Source organism: Pseudomethylobacillus aquaticus (genome assembly GCF_003730115.1).
Lineage (GTDB): Bacteria > Pseudomonadota > Gammaproteobacteria > Burkholderiales > Methylophilaceae > Pseudomethylobacillus > Pseudomethylobacillus aquaticus.
The window spans coordinates 455,721-470,562 of the sequence record NZ_RJVP01000001.1 but is presented as its reverse complement, the minus strand read 5'-3'; the positions used below and the strand labels follow the sequence as shown (position 1 = coordinate 470,562).

Below are 14,842 nucleotides of genomic sequence, written 5' to 3'. Positions count from 1 at the left end.
TGAGTGCCTGGCTGGTGGTGTGAAGGTAGGGGTGATGCATGCGGCTAGCTTCCGATCTTGTAGCGTCCCAGTTTGTACCACAGCGAGCGTTCGCTGATCTCCAACAGTTTGGCGGCGCGGCTCTTGTTGTCCCCGGATTGTTGCAGCGCCTGTTTGATCAGGCGCAGTTCCAGTGCCTCGATGGCGTCGGGCAGGCTGCAGGAAAGCATTTCCGTTTCCAAGCGCACGGCATGCTGGGCGGGCAGGCTGTGGCTCAGCAGGTCGGCAGGCAGGTGTTCAGGCGCGATGGTCTGCTGGCCGCTGACGATGGCGGCACGCTCCAGCACGTTCTGCAGCTCGCGGACATTGCCGGGCCAGTGATAGCTCTGCAGTACCTGCATGCTGTCCGAACTGATCTGACCTTGCCTCACGCGCAGGAAGAACGCCGCCAGCTGCGGGATGTCCTGCAGGCGCTGGCGCAGTGGCGGTACTTCGATGCGGAACACATTGAGGCGGTAGTACAAGTCCTCGCGCAGCTTGCCGTCTTTCACCGCCTGCAGTGGGTCCAGATTGGTGGCCGCGATGATGCGGATATCCACCTGCGTGGGGCGGTTGCTGCCCAGCCTTTCGATCACGCCTTCCTGAAGTGCGCGCAACAGCTTGGCTTGCAGCGCGATGGGCATCTCGGTCACTTCATCCAGGAACAAGGTGCCGCCATCGGCCAGTTCGAATTTGCCCACCCTGTCCTTGATGGCGCCGGTGAAGGCCCCGCGTGCATGGCCGAACAGCTCGGATTCCAGCATCTCGCCCGGAATGGCGGCGCAGTTGACGGCCACGAACAGCGCGTCCTTGCGCGGCGACAACTGATGGATTGCGCGCGCCACCAGCTCTTTGCCGGTGCCGGTCTCGCCCACGATCATGGCGGTGGCCTTTTCCGGGGCCACTTGCTGGATGGCGCGCTTCACGCGCTGCATGGCCGCGCTGTCGCCGATCAGATCGCTGGCATCGCGCTCCACTTCATCGCGCAGGAACTGGTTTTCCAGCTTGAGTCGCGTCAGCGACAGCGCACGGTCGATGGCGATCTCCAGCGTGTCCAAGTCGAACGGGCGCAGGATGTAATCGGAAGCGCCCAGCTTCATGGCGTCCACTGCCGTGCCGATCTCGCCCTGTGCCGTGACGATGATCACCGGGATGTCGTTGCTGTCGTTGCGCAGGGCGCGCAGCAGATCCAGGCCGCCCATGCCCGGCATGTGCAGGTCACTGACGATGAGGTCGGCCCCTTGCTGACGCAGCAGGTCCAGCGCTTCACGGCCATTGGCGGCCAGCAGTGGCTGATAACCGGCCTGGCGCAGGCCGATCTCCAGCAGGCGGCGCATGCTGGGCTCGTCGTCCACGGCAAGGATGCGTTTTTGTTCGTTCACGTTGTTTCGACTTTCAGCTTGGGCAGGTGGATGGTAAACAATGCTCCGTGCATTCTACTCTCGCTGGCGCTGATGCTGCCCAGATGGGCGTGCACGATCTGGCGTACTACCGCCAGGCCCAGGCCCACGCCCCCCGGACGCTGCGTGAAGAAGGGGTCGAACACCAGTTCGCGCTGTTCGGGCGGGATGCCAGGCCCGTCATCGGCCACGCTGATCAACACCTCATGATCGGTCTCGCTGAGCAGCACTTCAATGTGACCCCCTTCCGGCAATAGCTGGATGGCATTGAGCAGCAGGTTGAGCAACACCTGCGTCATCTGCTCGGCATCGCACTGGCACACCACCTGGCGAGTGCCTGGACAGCTCAGCGTGATGGACTTCTTCTGTGCCTGCGCGGCCAGCATGGCGCTGGTCTGGCGGGCCAGCTGGCTCAAGTCGGTGGTGGTGAATTCCAGCGGGCGTGGCTTGGCAGCGTCGATGAGTGTGGTCACCAGGCGATTAAGGCGTTCGGTCTCGCTGATGATGAACCCACACAGCTCGCGGCCTTCGGGCGTGAGCGCGGGTTCGCGCTGCAGCAGTTGCGCGGAAGAGCGCAGGATACCCAGCGGTGTGCGTACCTCATGGCTCATGGCGGCGGCCATCTCGCCCACCACTGCCAGCTTGGCGGCGCGGGTCAGGTTGGCACGCGAGCGTTCCAGGTCGGCGATCATCTGTCCGAAGGCGCGCGCCATGCTGTCGATCTCGGCCGGCCCACCCACCGGTGGTTGCAGGCTGGCACCGGAGCGTATGAATTGCTGGGCGAACGCAGTGAGTGCCGCCAGTGGCCGCGACAGGGTGCGCGCCACCGGCACCGCCATCACGCTGGCCAGCACCAGCGTGGCCAGCAGCAGGCCCAGAAAGATCAGTCCCATGCGCCGCACTGGCGCCAGCGCTTCTTCACTGTGCTGGGAAAAGATCACGCGCCAGCGTACTTCGGTCAGGCCCTGAAAGCCCTGGTTCAGCGCACTGGCGGTGATGCTGGCCATGGTTTGCTCCGCCTGCCAGCCGGCGGTCGCGGCCAGTGGCTGCTCAGCGCTGTCCAGCAGCACGGCCGAGGTGCGCCCGGACACGGCATCGTCGAGGATGCGGCTGACTTGTTGCCAGTTGAGCACGGCTACCAGCTTGCCGGGCTGGCCGGCATCGATGCTGTCGGTGATGCGTGCCGAGATGTAAAGTTGCTGGTGATACGGGCGTGATAGGTGGATATCGGTGCCACCGAGCTGGATATGCAGCCAGTCCGGAGGTACTGACAGAGGGCGGCCCAGGCTGCGCGGCTCACTGGAGGCGATGATGCGCAGCTGCGCATCGGTGACGTAGAGCGCGTCATACACTTGCTGGTAGCTGGTCTTGAGCTCACCCAGGAATTTGGACAGGCGCTTGTCCACATCGTCCACGCGGAATTCCTGCATGATCTCCAGCCGGCTCCAGGAGGCGGCGTTCTGCACACGCTCGAACATCACGCGGTCTATGTCATCGGCACTGGCGCGCGCCCGCGTCTCCAGATCGTGGGCGATCTCGGTGGTGAGCACATGGCCTGCTTCATGGAACGCGAGCCCGGTGACCAGCACGCTGGGCAGCAGGCCGGTGAGCAGGAAGGCCGCCAACAGCAGGTGACGGATAGGCAGCGATTTGAGTCTGTTCAGCATGTGGCAGGCAAGTATAAAGCGGGCACTGTGGTTCTCATTCGGTTTGGCGTAATCTGGCCATCATGGTTGTGCGATGCTGATCAGTGAAACAAGAGCTAAGCTGCCAAACAAAATAAGCAGCCAAACAAGATTAGAATGTTCGCCGGTTCAAGGCAAGGAGTGGCACAAAATGCATGCGATACGTTGGTGGGGATTCATCCTGCTGTCCGCGCTCGCCCTGCAGGCACACGCTGCAGAACCCAGGTGGGATGGGCTGACGTCGGATTGGCTGGAAGGCTTTCACTTGGGCGGTTACAGCAGTGTCCAAGCCAACCTGCACCCTGGCGGCCGCGCCGAAGCCTCGCTGGAAGAGCTCAGCCTGCTCATCAGCTGGTCTGGTGACAGCCGCTGGAAGTTCTTTTCCGAGATCGAGATCGAACAGCCAGTGCGCTGGGAATCCGGCAAGGGCCTGACCGATCAGGACTCCGTGCTCGATGTCGAGCGCCTGTACTTTGATTACAACATCAACGAGACCTTCAATCTCAGGGCCGGCCGTTATCTGACGCCGGTCGGGCGCTGGAACCTGATCCACGCCGCGCCGCTGGTGTGGACCACCACACGGCCGCTGGCCACGCGGGAGCTGTTTCCCGTGGCGCTGAATGGCCTGATGCTGTTCGGCGCGGTGCCATTCGAGACCCGCGTGCTGGAATATACCGTGTTTGCCGAGGCGCTCAAGGACCAGCAGGTGGACCGTGACGAGCTGGAGTACCGCAATACGGCGGGCGGCCGGCTCAACCTCACCGGCCGTACCGAGTTCGGCCTGTCTGCACTGGAATTCAATGAGAGCACCGCAGGCAATCAGCGCTACCGGCTGATGGGCGTGGATTTCCTGAGCCGCTATGCTGGCTGGGAGATCAGTGGCGAATTGTTCCAGCGCTGGCTCACCAGTGGCGGCGACGGTGGCAGCGGTGGCTACCTGCAAGCGGTGGCGCCCATCGCCCCGCGCTGGTTCGCGGTGGGCAGGCTGGAGAACTACAAGCGTGCCGGTGATGGCTCCAGTGACCGCTGGCTGATCGGTGCCGCCTGGAAAGTGGCGCCCAGTCGTATCGTCAAGGTCGAATATGTAGGCGGGGATGAAGAACGCCCGGATTCGCCCAAGGGCCTGCTGGCTTCGTTTGCCATCCTGTTCTGATGCCCGTGCGGATGCTCAAGCCCATATTCACAGCCCTGATGTGCAGCCTGCTGCTGGCGGCTCAGGCCAGCCATGCCGACGAGCCTATGGCGGTGATCGTATCGGGCACAGACAGCATCAAGCCCATGCAGTTAGCCGACATCGGGCTGATCTATCTGCGTAAAAAGCTGTACTGGCCCAATGGCAAGCCCGTGCACCCGGCTAATCTCCCCACACAGCACCCGCTGCGCAGGCAGTTCTCACGGCAGCTGCTGGGCGGTTTGCCTGAATCGCAGGTGGAATACTGGAACGAGCAGTACTTCCATGGCATCTCGCCACCGCATGTGGTGGGCTCATCGGAAGGCATGCTGCGCTATGTGGCGGAAACCAGCGGCGCGATCGGCTATGTAGCCGCATGTGCGGTCGACAAACGCGTCAAGGTCTTGCTCTGGCTGGATGCAGACGGGCGACGCAGCGAGCGGCCGGAGTGTGCCGACGCCACCCCGCAATGATTGCAGACTGCATGGTTTGCAGGGATGTGCCACGCAAAAAAAGTATGCTTTACTTACCAAACACGATTGATTCTTGACTTCATCGCCAGTATTTTTTCACTAACTCTATGATAGTTATGGTGAATAAAATTTAGCCTGGCACTTTGTGCTGTGCCTGCAGCAGCGGGCCAGCATGGCATGACGGTTGCGCTATCTCCATCATTCATTTGGAGATCGTCGCATGCTACCGCTGCATCAACCCGCTTCTTTTCTGACTACATCCGGCCAGGCTAGCACCACGCTGGCGCTGCCTGCATTCGACTTGCCTTGCATGCCAGTGCATCAGCATGGCAAGGGCCGCCAGCATGCCCAGAGCCGTCATCACGCTGATGTCCGCCTGCATGGTCCGCAGCAGGTCACGGTGACCATGTCCGGCCCGGACGCCGCCGACCGTGCCGAGCTGCAAGGCTATATCCATCAGATATTCAAGCGGGCTTACGGTGCGGATGTGCGTGATTTCATGCCGCAATTGCTGAGTCTGCGTGATGCGCACGGCGATCTGCTGGCCGTGTGCGGCTTACGGCATGCCGACAGCACGCCCTTGTTCCTGGAACGCTATCTGGACATGCCAGTGCAGCAGGCCCTGGCCCTCGCCACCGGCAAGCAGGTGCCGCGTGAGCAGCTGATCGAGATCGGTAACCTGGCTGTGGGTGAGCCTTCCAGTTCGCGCTGCCTGCTGGCTGCCATCAGCTTGTATCTGCATGGCACGGATACGCGCTGGGCGGTGTTCACCGGCATCTCGGCGCTGCGCAACTCCCTGACCAAGCTCAATATGCAGCTGCACCCGCTAGGCACGGCCAGCATAGAGCGGCTGCCTGCGCATGAACGCGCGGCCTGGGGCAGCTATTACCAGCAAAAACCCCTGGTGATGGCGATACAGCGTCAGCAGCCGCTGCTTAACGACGAGGTGCAGTGATGCGCGACTCCATCATTCTGCACGCCATACGCCAGCATGCAGTACGAACGCCAGACCGGACAGCGCTGCGCGGAGCCCATACCACCTGGAGCTATCAGGCACTGGCTGACGCGGTGCTGCGTTTACAGCAGCGCTTTGCGCGCAGCGGGCCTGCGGTGGTGGCGCTGTGCATGGACAATGACCCGGCCTGGGCCATGGTGGACCTGGCTGTGCTCGCCGCAGGCGGCGTGCTGGTGCCGCTGCCCGGCTTTTTCTCCGAGGCGCAGCAGTTGCATGTGATCCGCGATGCCGGCGTAGGCACGGTGATCAGTGACCAGCCCATCGACATGGAGCAGCGCTTGCTGGCAGGTGGTGTGCAGATACTCAAGCGCTCGCGTTATCTGGTGGCGGAACGCTGGCTGACCGAGTTCGAGATCGCGCCGCGCATGCAGGCGGTGTTGCCCGTGAGTTGCTGCAAGCTGACCTACACCTCGGGAACCACGGGCAATGCCAAGGGGGTATGTCTGGACCTGAACGCCATTGAGCAGGTGGTGCACAGCCTGTTGCTCAGTACGGCTGCCAGCGCACAGGATGAGCATCTGAGTGTGTTGCCTTTATCCACCTTGCTGGAGAACCTGGCCGGCTTGTATGTGCCCTTGATGGCAGGCGCTAGTGTGACCCTGTTGCCGGGCAGCCAGCTGGGGCTGCCGGGGGCCAGCCACCTGGAGATCGGTTTGCTGCTCAATACGCTGCGCCAGCGACAACCTTCCACCCTGGTGCTGACGCCTGAGCTGCTCAAGGCGGTGGTGCAGCTGACCGAGGCGGGTCACACCCTGTCGGAACGGTTGCGCTTCATCGCGGTGGGCGGCGCCACTGTGGCCGTCAGCTTGCTGGAGCGTGCCGAGGCGGTGGGCCTACCGGTGTACGAAGGCTATGGCTTGTCGGAGTGCGCGTCTGTGGTGGCATTGAACACCATGACGGCACGCCGCCCCGGCAGCGTGGGCAAACCCCTGCCGCATGTGCGCATACGCATCGCGGCTGATGGCGAGATCATGGTATCGGGCGCCACCATGCTGGGTTACAACGGCTTGCTGCGTAACGATGGCGATTACTGGCCCACGGGTGACCTGGGTTACCTGGATACAGAGGGCTATCTGCATATCCACGGCCGCAAGAAACACATGTTCATCACGTCGTTCGGCCGCAATGTTTCGCCGGAATGGGTGGAGAGCCAGCTGGTGCAAAGCCCGGAGATCGCCCAGGCCGCCCTGTTCGGGGAAGCGCGTCCATACAATGTGGCGCTGATCGTCGCGGCCAGTGGTGCTAGCGACACCCAGATCGATGCCCGCATCCAGATGATCAACGCCGCCTTGCCGGATTACGCGCGCGTCACCGCCTGGCGCCGCGCCGATGCGCCGTTCAGCACCGCCAATCAGCAGCTGACGGCCAACTTCCGTTTGCGTCGCGACCAGATCTGGCAAGCCTATCAACACAAGATCAATGCACTTTATGAGGAAGTTCTACATGAGCACGTCTGAGTTATCTAATTTTGAAGTAGCACATTTTGAAGCAGCGCATTTTCAACCGCCTTCGTTCTATGAGCAGTTGCTGCAGGCCACCGAGCTTGAGCGCCAGCAACTGCAACAGTTGCCCCTGCTGCGCGCAGGTGCAGCAGGGCAGGTCAGCCTGCATGCCTATATCGCTTTTCTGACCGAGGCTTATCACCACGTCAAACACACGGTGCCCTTGCTGATGGCATGCGGTTCCCGCTTGCCGGAGCGTTACGAATGGCTGCGCACCGGCATGGCCGAATATATAGAAGAAGAGCTGGGGCACCAGGAGTGGATACTCAATGACATCGCCGCTTGCGGAGCCGATGCCGAACAAGTCCGGCAGGGCAGGCCTGGCCCTGCCACCGAGCTCATGGTGGCCTACGTCTACGACACCATCCACCGTATCAACCCGCTTGCTTTTCTGGGCATGGTGCTGGTACTGGAAGGCACCAGCACCGCCATGGCCTCGCAGGCCGGTACGGCGATACGTGACAGCCTGGGCTTGAGTCCGCGTGCATTCAGTTATCTCAGTTCGCACGGTGCGCTGGATGTGGGGCACACCGAATTCTATGCAGGCCTGGTCAACCGCATCACCGATGCAGAAGATCAGCGCCAGCTGATCCACAGTGCGCGCATGTTCTATCAGCTGTACGGCAACATCTTCCGCGATCTGGCAGCGCGTTTTATCCCGCTAGCCAGCAAAACGGAGGCACTGGCAGCATGCGCCTGAACAATCAACATATCCTGCTGACCGGCGCGACTGGCGGCATAGGTCGCGAGTTGGCGCTGCTGCTGGCGGCTCAGGGTGCGCGGCTGGCGCTGGTCTGCCATGACAGATCAGCCCTGCAAGCCTTGCAGCATGAGGTGGATGCTGCCGCAGCGCCGGTGTCAGGTGCACAGGCGGTCACCATCGTCGCGGATTTCCGCCATGTGCATGCTGCCCAGGGCGTGGCCGATGCCGCGCTGCAGCAACTGGGCCATGTGGACATGCTGATCAACAATGCCGGTATCCTTGATTTCACCGCCTATGAGCAGCAATCACCGGCGCGCATCAGCGACATCATGCAGGTCAACGTCACCACGCCCATGCTGCTCACGCGGGCTTTGCTACCGCAGATGCTGCATCAGCAGCGTGGGCATATCGTCAATATCGGCTCCATGTACGGCTCCATCGGCTTCCCTTACTACGCCAGCTACAGTGCCAGCAAATTCGCCATGCGCGGCTTTTCACAGGCGCTGCGCCGCGAGCTGGCCGATGGCCCGCTGGATGTGAGCTATGTCGCGCCGCGCGCAGTGCGCACCCGCATCAACGACAGCCGCGCCGCTGCCATGATGCAAGCGACGGGCACCACACAGGATGCACCGCACTGGGTGGCCCAACGTATTCTGCAGGCAGTGCTGGCGCGTCAGGAAGAGTGTTACCTGGGGCAGCCCGAGTCCTTGTTTGCCTGGCTGAATGGTGTGCTACCCAAACTGGTCAGTCAGGGCCTGCGCAAGCAGGCCAGGATCGCCCGTCATTATGTTTACCCCGCTGTTATCAATGGAGATTCCGCATGAGCAAGCAACTAAAAAACCAATTATTGATTGTAGCGTTCTGCCTGAGTATCGCTGGGCTGCCAGTTCAGGCCGCCGAGTCGCTGTCGCAGGACATCGTCAACCTGCAGCACGGCTGGGCCAGTGCCAGCTACGCCAGCAGTGACGATACGCGTGAAGCGACTTTGCAGACACTGGCCGAGCGTGCGCACGAGGTTACACAACAGCAGGCACGTTCTGCCGAGAGTTTGATCTGGGAAGCCATCATCCTGAGCAGCTATGCCAAGGCCAAGGGAGGGCTGGGTGCGCTCAAGCTGGCGGAACAGGCACGCGACCTGTTGCTGGAAGCCGAAAAGAAGGATCCGGCCGCCTTGCAGGGCTCGGTCTACACCACGCTGGGCTCGTTGCATTACAAGGTGCCGGGCTGGCCTATCGGATTCGGCGACAAGAAGAAAGCGCGTGCTTATCTGGAAAAATCCCTGCAGATGAACCCGGACGGCATAGACCCTAATTATTTCTATGCGGATTTCCTGGCTGCGCAGGGCGACTATGCACTGGCCGTGCAGCATTACAACAAGGCATTGGCGGCGGCAGATCGGGCGGGTCGTGAGGATGCCGATGCTGGCCGGCGTGCCGAAGCCAAAGCGGGCCTGGCCCTTGCCAGCAGCAAGTTGCGCTAGAACTTCTGGCTGAGGGGCCAGCGCTGCGGGTGGGCAATGACGGCATGGCGAGCAGGGTCTAAGACAGCGCCAGCATGCAACAACTACGGTGATTTGCTGTCGTAAGGCGGCGATCTGTAGTATATTCTGGACGTTTTTTTGCTCGTAAACGCTGTCATTCAACCGAGAGAGTATTTTTATGTTGGAAGCAATTCGTGAACATACCAAAGGCTGGTTGGCCAAGGCCATTCTGGCTGCCATCACCATTCCGTTCGCACTGTTTGGTATCGACTCCTACCTGACCGGAGCAGGTTCCGGCGTGGCAGTCGCCGAAGTAGGCAAGCAGACGGTGACCGCGCAGGAATACAGCAACGCCATGCAGAACCTGCGCAGCCAGATGCAGGCCGAAGGTCAGCAAGTGGATCAGGCCATGCTGGATGACCCGGCCACCAAGCAGGCGGTGCTGGACCGTTTGATCAACAGCAAGCTGTTGAGTGCCGAGATCAGCAAAGCCGGCTTCTACATGAGCGACGAGGCCCTGAGTCAGTACATCAGCGGCATGCCGGAATTCCAGCGTGACGAGAAATTCTCGCAAGAGATCTACGACAGCATCCTGCGCCAGAATGGTCTGACCCCCAGCCGTTTCGAGCAGGGCATGCGTAACGACCTGCTGGTCGGCCAGGCACGTGATGGCATTGCGGCGCTGGCGTTCATCCCCACCACGCTGGCACAGCAAACCCTGAAGACCGTGTATCAGCAGCGTGATGTCAGCGTCACCGAGATCAATGCCGCGGATTTCCTGCCGCAAGTGAAGGTCACTGCTGAAGACGTGCAAAAGTATTACGACGAACATAAAGACCGCTTCCGCGTGCCTGAGCAAGTGAAGCTGGAGTTCACCATGCTGTCAGCCAACACGCTGATCGCCAGCATGAAAGTCACGGACGACGAGATGCGCCGCTTTTTTGACGAGAACGCGGCCAAATTCCAGGGCGATGAACAGCGCCGTGCCAGCCATATCCTGATCGGTTTCGGCGTGAGCGCCAGTGAAGCTGACAAGAAAAAGGCGCGTGAGCAGGCAGAAGATGTGCTGGCACAAGTCAAGGCCAACCCGGCCAAGTTCGAAGAGCTGGCAGTGAAGTTCTCGCAAGACCCGGGCTCCGCAGAAAAGGGCGGCGATCTGGGCCTGTTCTCGCGTGGCACCATGGTCAAGGCCTTTGATGAGGCCGTGTTCACCATGAAACCGGGCGCGATCAGTGATCTGGTCGAATCCGAATTCGGTTTTCATATCATCAAACTCACCGAGATCAGCGGCCAGTCGCAAAGCTATGACGATGTGAAACTCAATATCCGCGCCGAACTGCTGTATCAGAAGGCACTGGCCAAATTCGCGGAGCAGGCCGAGAACTTCAGCAATATGGTGTATGAGCAATCTTCCAGCCTGCAGCCGGCGGCTGAAGCCTTTGGTCTGCAGATCCAGAGCTCGGACTGGCTGACCCGCAATGACGGTTCCAAGTTCTTCAAGAGCGAAAAGCTGATGCAGCAAGTGTTCAGCGATGATGTGCTGAAAGACAAGCGCAATACCGAAGCGATCGAGATCGGCCCGAACACGCTGGTGTCTGCCCGTGTGCTGGAATACAAGCCAGCGGCGGCGCGCAGTTTTGAAGAAGTGAAAGCGGGTATCGAGGAGTTCCTCAAGCTGGAGCAAGCCAAGAAATTGGCCAAGGAAAAGGGCGAGGCTATCCTGGCAGATCTCAAGAATGGCAAGGCACATGACGAGCTGGAATGGATCCCGCCAGTGACCATCACCCGCAAGGAAGCACAGGGCTTGTCCGACCTGGCCATGTCGCATCTGTTCAAGCTGGACGCGTCCAAGCTGCCTGCTTATGGCGGCGCGGTGGATGGCAACAAGGGCTATCTGCTCATGCAGGTGCAATCGGTGACCAGCGAGCTGGGCGATGATGCCACGGAGAACAAGACAGCAGAGCTGGAACTGCAAGCGGCCTTGTCGGCTGAATATGTCGCGGCTTACGTCAGTTCACTGCGCAAAAAGACCGATGTGAAGATCAACACCAAGCTGCTCGACCCTGTGCAGCCTTGATGCCGCTATCCTGCGGGATAGCCCGGGCTAGATAAAAATGAGAGCTGGCTAAAAAATAGAGCTAGTTGAAAACTGGCTTGAGTGAATAACAAAAATGGCACCTCAGGGTGCCATTTTTGTTGTGTGTGACGCATGTAAGTACGTTGTCTATCGTGCGCCGCGTGTAGCCGCTTTATTCGGCTTACTGCTAAAGCGAGTCCGCCCTACCTTGACTGATTCAGTAACTCGATTCAGCCTCCCGGTTCAGCTCGCTTGCCTGGATTCCGGCCTGCGCCGGAATGACGCATCTGGTGGTCTGAGATGGTCGGTCTGGCTAGCCCGTTCAGGCATATGCGCGAATGACAGGTACTGCTGGTAGTCGTCATGGTAGTGGCAGGGCGCACCCGCCTGCGGTGCGCCGTGACGAAATTCCGCAAGTAACGAAATTCCATAAGAAGCACAATGACCAGTGCATGCTGGCCACCTGAAAGCCTGCTCCGGCGGATTGCCAAAGCGCTTCCACCCTGCCTGGCGGCCATCAATAAAAACGGCACCGCGCGGTGCCGTTTTTTGTTTTCAAGTGCTGGCCTGAGCTCAGGCCAGCACCGTAATGACCATCAACCTACCACAGCCGCGACCGTGGTATTCATGCCACCATCCACATAGGTGATCTCGCCGGTGATGCCGGAGGCCAGGTCACTGCTCAGGAACGCGGCGGTATTGCCGACTTCTTCGATGGTGACGTTGCGACGCAGTGGTGCGTGCTTCTCGTTGAACCCCAGGATCTTGTCGAAACCACTGATACCGGAAGCCGCCAGGGTCTTGATCGGGCCAGCCGATACGGCATTGACCCGGATGCCCTTGGGACCCAGGCTTTGTGCCATGTAACGTACGCCGGCTTCCAGGCTGGCTTTGGCCAGGCCCATGACGTTGTAGTTGGGCAGGCTGCGTTCTGCACCCAGATAGCTCACGGTGAGCATGCTGCCGTTTCGGCCTTCCATCATGGGCAGGCCAGCCTTGGCCAGTGCGGCGAAGCTGTAGGAGCTGACGTCATGCGCCACACGGAAATATTCACGCGTGACCGAATCCAGGTAGTCGCCATCCAGTGCCACCTTGGGAACGAAGGCGACCGAGTGGATGATGATGTCCAGGCCATCCCAGTGTTTGCCGAGTTCGACGAACAGGTTGTCGATCTGCGCGTCGTCGGCGACGTCACAGGGCAGGATGATGGAGGAATCGAAATTGGCAGCCAGCTTGGTGACGCGCTCCTGAAAGCGGTCCATCTGGTAGGTGAATGCCAGTTCAGCACCTTCGCGGCGCATGGCTTCGGCGATACCGTAGGCGATGGAGCGGTCGCTGAGCAAGCCGACGATGAGTGCGCGTTTTCCGGCGAGAAATCCCATGAATGTGTCCTTCCTGAGGCGTGATCGCACGGCTGGCGTCACGTTTTATGTATGTTGGATGTGTCGAATCGTTATCTGGCCTGATTGCCAGCAGTGCGTGGGTCCAGCGCGTCGCGCAGGCCTTCACCGAGCAGATTATAACCCAACACCGTGATCAGGATGGCCAGGCCCGGGAACAGCGACAACCACCAGGCAAACTGGATGTACTCCTTGCCATCGGTGAGGATGTTGCCCCAGGAGGCTTGCGGCGCCTGCACACCCAGGCCCAGGAAGCTCAGACCGGATTCCACCAGTACGGCGCTGGCTACACCTAGCACCGAGCTGACGATCACCGGTGTCAGGCTGTTGGGCAACAGGTGCAGAAAGATCAGGCGGCCGTCCTTGGCGCCCAAGGTCTGCGACGCCATGACGAATTCGCGCTCGCGCAGGCTGAGGAATTCGGCGCGCACCAGCCGCGTCACGCCCATCCAGGAAGTCAGGCCGATGACGATCATGATGTTCCAGATGGACGGCGTCAGGAAGGCGATCACCGCGAGGATCAGAAAGAAGGTCGGGATGGACAGCATCACGTCCACCAGGCGCATGATGACTACATCCATCCAGCCCCGGTAGTAGCCTGACAGCGCACCCAGCACGATGCCGATGCCAGTAGCGATGCCCACTGCGACGATGCCGACCAGCAGGGAGATGCGTGCGCCGTACAACATGCGCGAGAACACGTCACGGCCCAGGCCATCCGTGCCCATCCAGTGCGCAGCGGAGGGTTCCAGCAGGATGGCCTTTACGTCGATGGCATTCGGGTCATACGGGGCAATCAACGGAGCCAGCAGGGCCAGCAGCATGATGCTGGTGATGATGATGAAGCCCACCATGGCGAGCGGATTGGCCAGTGCCGGGTGCTTGAACAGGCGGCGCATCATTTCAACACTCCACGACGTACACGCGGGTCAGCCCAGGCATAAGCCAGGTCGGCCAGCAGATTGCCCAGCAGCGTCAGTGCCGAGCCTATGGTGAGGATGCCCATGATGACCGGGAAATCCCGCATCAGCACGGCGTCATAGAACAGCTTGCCCATGCCGGGGATGGCAAAGATGGATTCTGCAATGACCGACCCGCCGATCAGGCCCGGGATGGACAAGCCGAAGATGGTGATCAAGGGCAGTAGAGCGTTGCGCAAGGCATGGCGATACACCACGGTGTTCTCGGGCAGGCCTTTGGCGCGCGCTGTGGTGATGTAGTCCTGATGCAGCACATCCAGCATGCCGTTACGTACGAACAGGGCGATACCGGCCAGCCCACTCAGGCTGGAGATGAACACGGGCAGCGCCAGATGCCTGAGGGTGTCGGCGACCTTGCCCAGCCAGTGCATCTGGTCGTACTGCAGGCTGTGCAGGCCGGAGATGGGTAGCCAGCTGTTGACCACGCCGGTCCAGTACATCAGTACCAGTGCCAGCCAGAAGCCGGGGATGGCAAAGCCGATGAACACGAACAGCGTGATGGCGCGGTCTGGTGGCCGGTTCTGTGTCAACGCCGACACGATACCCAGCGGTAGTGCCACTGCGATGATGACGGTCAGGCTCAATACATTGATGAGCAGGGTGATGGGCAAGGCTTCCTGTATCAGGCCTTTGCTGACATTGCCTTGCGGGTCGGTCTTTTCCCAGAACACCGGGCGCTGGTGGCTGGCGAAGGAGGTGCCGAAATCCAGCGTGGCCATGCGGTTCAGCCACAGGCCATACTGCACGGTGATGGGCTTGTCGAGGTTGTAGATCTCGCGCAGTTTCTGGCGCGATTCTTCGCTGGCCTTGGGGTTGAACCCGGCTTCGGTGGTGGTGATGTCACCCGGCGCCAGGTGCATGATCAGGAAGGACACCAGGCTGATGCCCACCAGCAGCGGCACCATCCAGAACAGACGTTTGAGCAGGTATTTGATCAT

13 protein-coding genes are annotated in these 14,842 nt (G+C 60.7%); 8 read left to right on the top strand and 5 right to left on the bottom strand.

The window, feature by feature from the left end; all coding sequences use genetic code 11:
- Positions 1-44 precede the first annotated feature (44 nt).
- Together ED236_RS02185 and ED236_RS02180 are read right to left on the bottom strand one after the other, a co-directional pair.
- Positions 45-1,400 (bottom strand): sigma-54-dependent transcriptional regulator, encoded by a 1,356-nt coding sequence (locus ED236_RS02185; RefSeq protein ID WP_123236286.1) that lies wholly within the window; start codon positions 1,398-1,400, stop codon positions 45-47.
- Positions 1,397-3,085: a sensor histidine kinase gene (locus ED236_RS02180; RefSeq protein WP_123236285.1), complete on the bottom strand. Its 1,689-nt coding sequence runs from the start codon at positions 3,083-3,085 to the stop codon at positions 1,397-1,399. The genes ED236_RS02185 and ED236_RS02180 overlap by 4 nt, the downstream gene beginning before the upstream one ends.
- Before the next feature lie 169 nt (positions 3,086-3,254).
- Between ED236_RS02180 and ED236_RS02175 the strand changes: the two genes are divergently transcribed.
- From ED236_RS02175 to ED236_RS02140, 8 genes are all read left to right on the top strand, one after another.
- Positions 3,255-4,256, top strand: a complete 1,002-nt coding sequence (locus ED236_RS02175) for a hypothetical protein (protein WP_123236284.1) — start codon at positions 3,255-3,257, stop codon at positions 4,254-4,256.
- 11 nt (positions 4,257-4,267) lie between these two features.
- Positions 4,268-4,747 carry a hypothetical protein gene (locus ED236_RS02170; protein ID WP_240031990.1) on the top strand — a complete coding sequence of 160 codons (480 nt, stop codon included), beginning with the start codon at positions 4,268-4,270 and terminating at the stop codon, positions 4,745-4,747.
- Positions 4,748-4,967: 220 nt separating this feature from the next.
- Positions 4,968-5,702, top strand: coding sequence for a thermostable hemolysin (locus ED236_RS02165; protein WP_123236283.1), 735 nt, complete (start codon positions 4,968-4,970; stop codon positions 5,700-5,702).
- A complete protein-coding gene (locus tag ED236_RS02160) occupies positions 5,702-7,219 on the top strand; it encodes an AMP-binding protein (RefSeq protein WP_123236282.1) in 1,518 nt (505 codons plus the stop codon). Before ED236_RS02165 ends, ED236_RS02160 begins: the two co-directional genes overlap by 1 nt.
- Positions 7,206-7,964 carry an iron-containing redox enzyme family protein gene (locus tag ED236_RS02155; RefSeq protein WP_123236281.1) on the top strand — a complete coding sequence of 253 codons (759 nt, stop codon included), beginning with the start codon at positions 7,206-7,208 and terminating at the stop codon, positions 7,962-7,964. Before ED236_RS02160 ends, ED236_RS02155 begins: the two co-directional genes overlap by 14 nt.
- Positions 7,955-8,791: an SDR family oxidoreductase gene (locus ED236_RS02150; RefSeq protein ID WP_123236280.1), complete on the top strand. Its 837-nt coding sequence runs from the start codon at positions 7,955-7,957 to the stop codon at positions 8,789-8,791. The genes ED236_RS02155 and ED236_RS02150 overlap by 10 nt, the downstream gene beginning before the upstream one ends.
- Positions 8,788-9,447: a tetratricopeptide repeat protein gene (locus ED236_RS02145; protein WP_193726049.1), complete on the top strand. Its 660-nt coding sequence runs from the start codon at positions 8,788-8,790 to the stop codon at positions 9,445-9,447. The genes ED236_RS02150 and ED236_RS02145 overlap by 4 nt, the downstream gene beginning before the upstream one ends.
- A gap of 178 nt (positions 9,448-9,625) precedes the next feature.
- Positions 9,626-11,524, top strand: a complete 1,899-nt coding sequence (locus tag ED236_RS02140) for a SurA N-terminal domain-containing protein (RefSeq protein ID WP_123236279.1) — start codon at positions 9,626-9,628, stop codon at positions 11,522-11,524.
- 596 nt (positions 11,525-12,120) lie between these two features.
- Here the strand turns inward: ED236_RS02140 and ED236_RS02135 are convergent.
- The 3 genes from ED236_RS02135 to ED236_RS02125 all read right to left on the bottom strand — a co-directional run bounded on the left by ED236_RS02135 (position 12,121) and on the right by ED236_RS02125 (position 14,842).
- Positions 12,121-12,906 (bottom strand): enoyl-ACP reductase FabI, encoded by a 786-nt coding sequence (locus ED236_RS02135; protein ID WP_123236278.1) that lies wholly within the window; start codon positions 12,904-12,906, stop codon positions 12,121-12,123.
- Between the two features lie 71 nt (positions 12,907-12,977).
- Complete coding sequence (locus tag ED236_RS02130) at positions 12,978-13,823, bottom strand: ABC transporter permease (protein WP_123236590.1); 846 nt, start codon at positions 13,821-13,823, stop codon at positions 12,978-12,980.
- Positions 13,823-14,842 (bottom strand): ABC transporter permease, encoded by a 1,020-nt coding sequence (locus tag ED236_RS02125; RefSeq protein ID WP_123236277.1) that lies wholly within the window; start codon positions 14,840-14,842, stop codon positions 13,823-13,825. Before ED236_RS02125 ends, ED236_RS02130 begins: the two co-directional genes overlap by 1 nt.

Bases quoted from the DNA above. Each gene is read 5' to 3' on its own strand.
- ED236_RS02180 (WP_123236285.1), bottom strand. From the start codon at position 3,085: ATGCTGAACAGACTCAAATCGCTGCCTATCCGTCACCTGCTGTTGGCG.
- ED236_RS02175 (WP_123236284.1), top strand. From the start codon at position 3,255: ATGCATGCGATACGTTGGTGGGGATTCATCCTGCTGTCCGCGCTCGCC.
- ED236_RS02170 (WP_240031990.1), top strand. From the start codon at position 4,268: ATGCTCAAGCCCATATTCACAGCCCTGATGTGCAGCCTGCTGCTGGCG.
- ED236_RS02165 (WP_123236283.1), top strand. From the start codon at position 4,968: ATGCTACCGCTGCATCAACCCGCTTCTTTTCTGACTACATCCGGCCAG.
- ED236_RS02160 (WP_123236282.1), top strand. From the start codon at position 5,702: ATGCGCGACTCCATCATTCTGCACGCCATACGCCAGCATGCAGTACGA.
- ED236_RS02155 (WP_123236281.1), top strand. From the start codon at position 7,206: ATGAGCACGTCTGAGTTATCTAATTTTGAAGTAGCACATTTTGAAGCA.
- ED236_RS02150 (WP_123236280.1), top strand. From the start codon at position 7,955: ATGCGCCTGAACAATCAACATATCCTGCTGACCGGCGCGACTGGCGGC.
- ED236_RS02145 (WP_193726049.1), top strand. From the start codon at position 8,788: ATGAGCAAGCAACTAAAAAACCAATTATTGATTGTAGCGTTCTGCCTG.
- ED236_RS02140 (WP_123236279.1), top strand. From the start codon at position 9,626: ATGTTGGAAGCAATTCGTGAACATACCAAAGGCTGGTTGGCCAAGGCC.
- ED236_RS02135 (WP_123236278.1), bottom strand. From the start codon at position 12,906: ATGGGATTTCTCGCCGGAAAACGCGCACTCATCGTCGGCTTGCTCAGC.
- ED236_RS02130 (WP_123236590.1), bottom strand. From the start codon at position 13,823: ATGCGCCGCCTGTTCAAGCACCCGGCACTGGCCAATCCGCTCGCCATG.
- ED236_RS02125 (WP_123236277.1), bottom strand. From the start codon at position 14,842: ATGATCAAATACCTGCTCAAACGTCTGTTCTGGATGGTGCCGCTGCTG.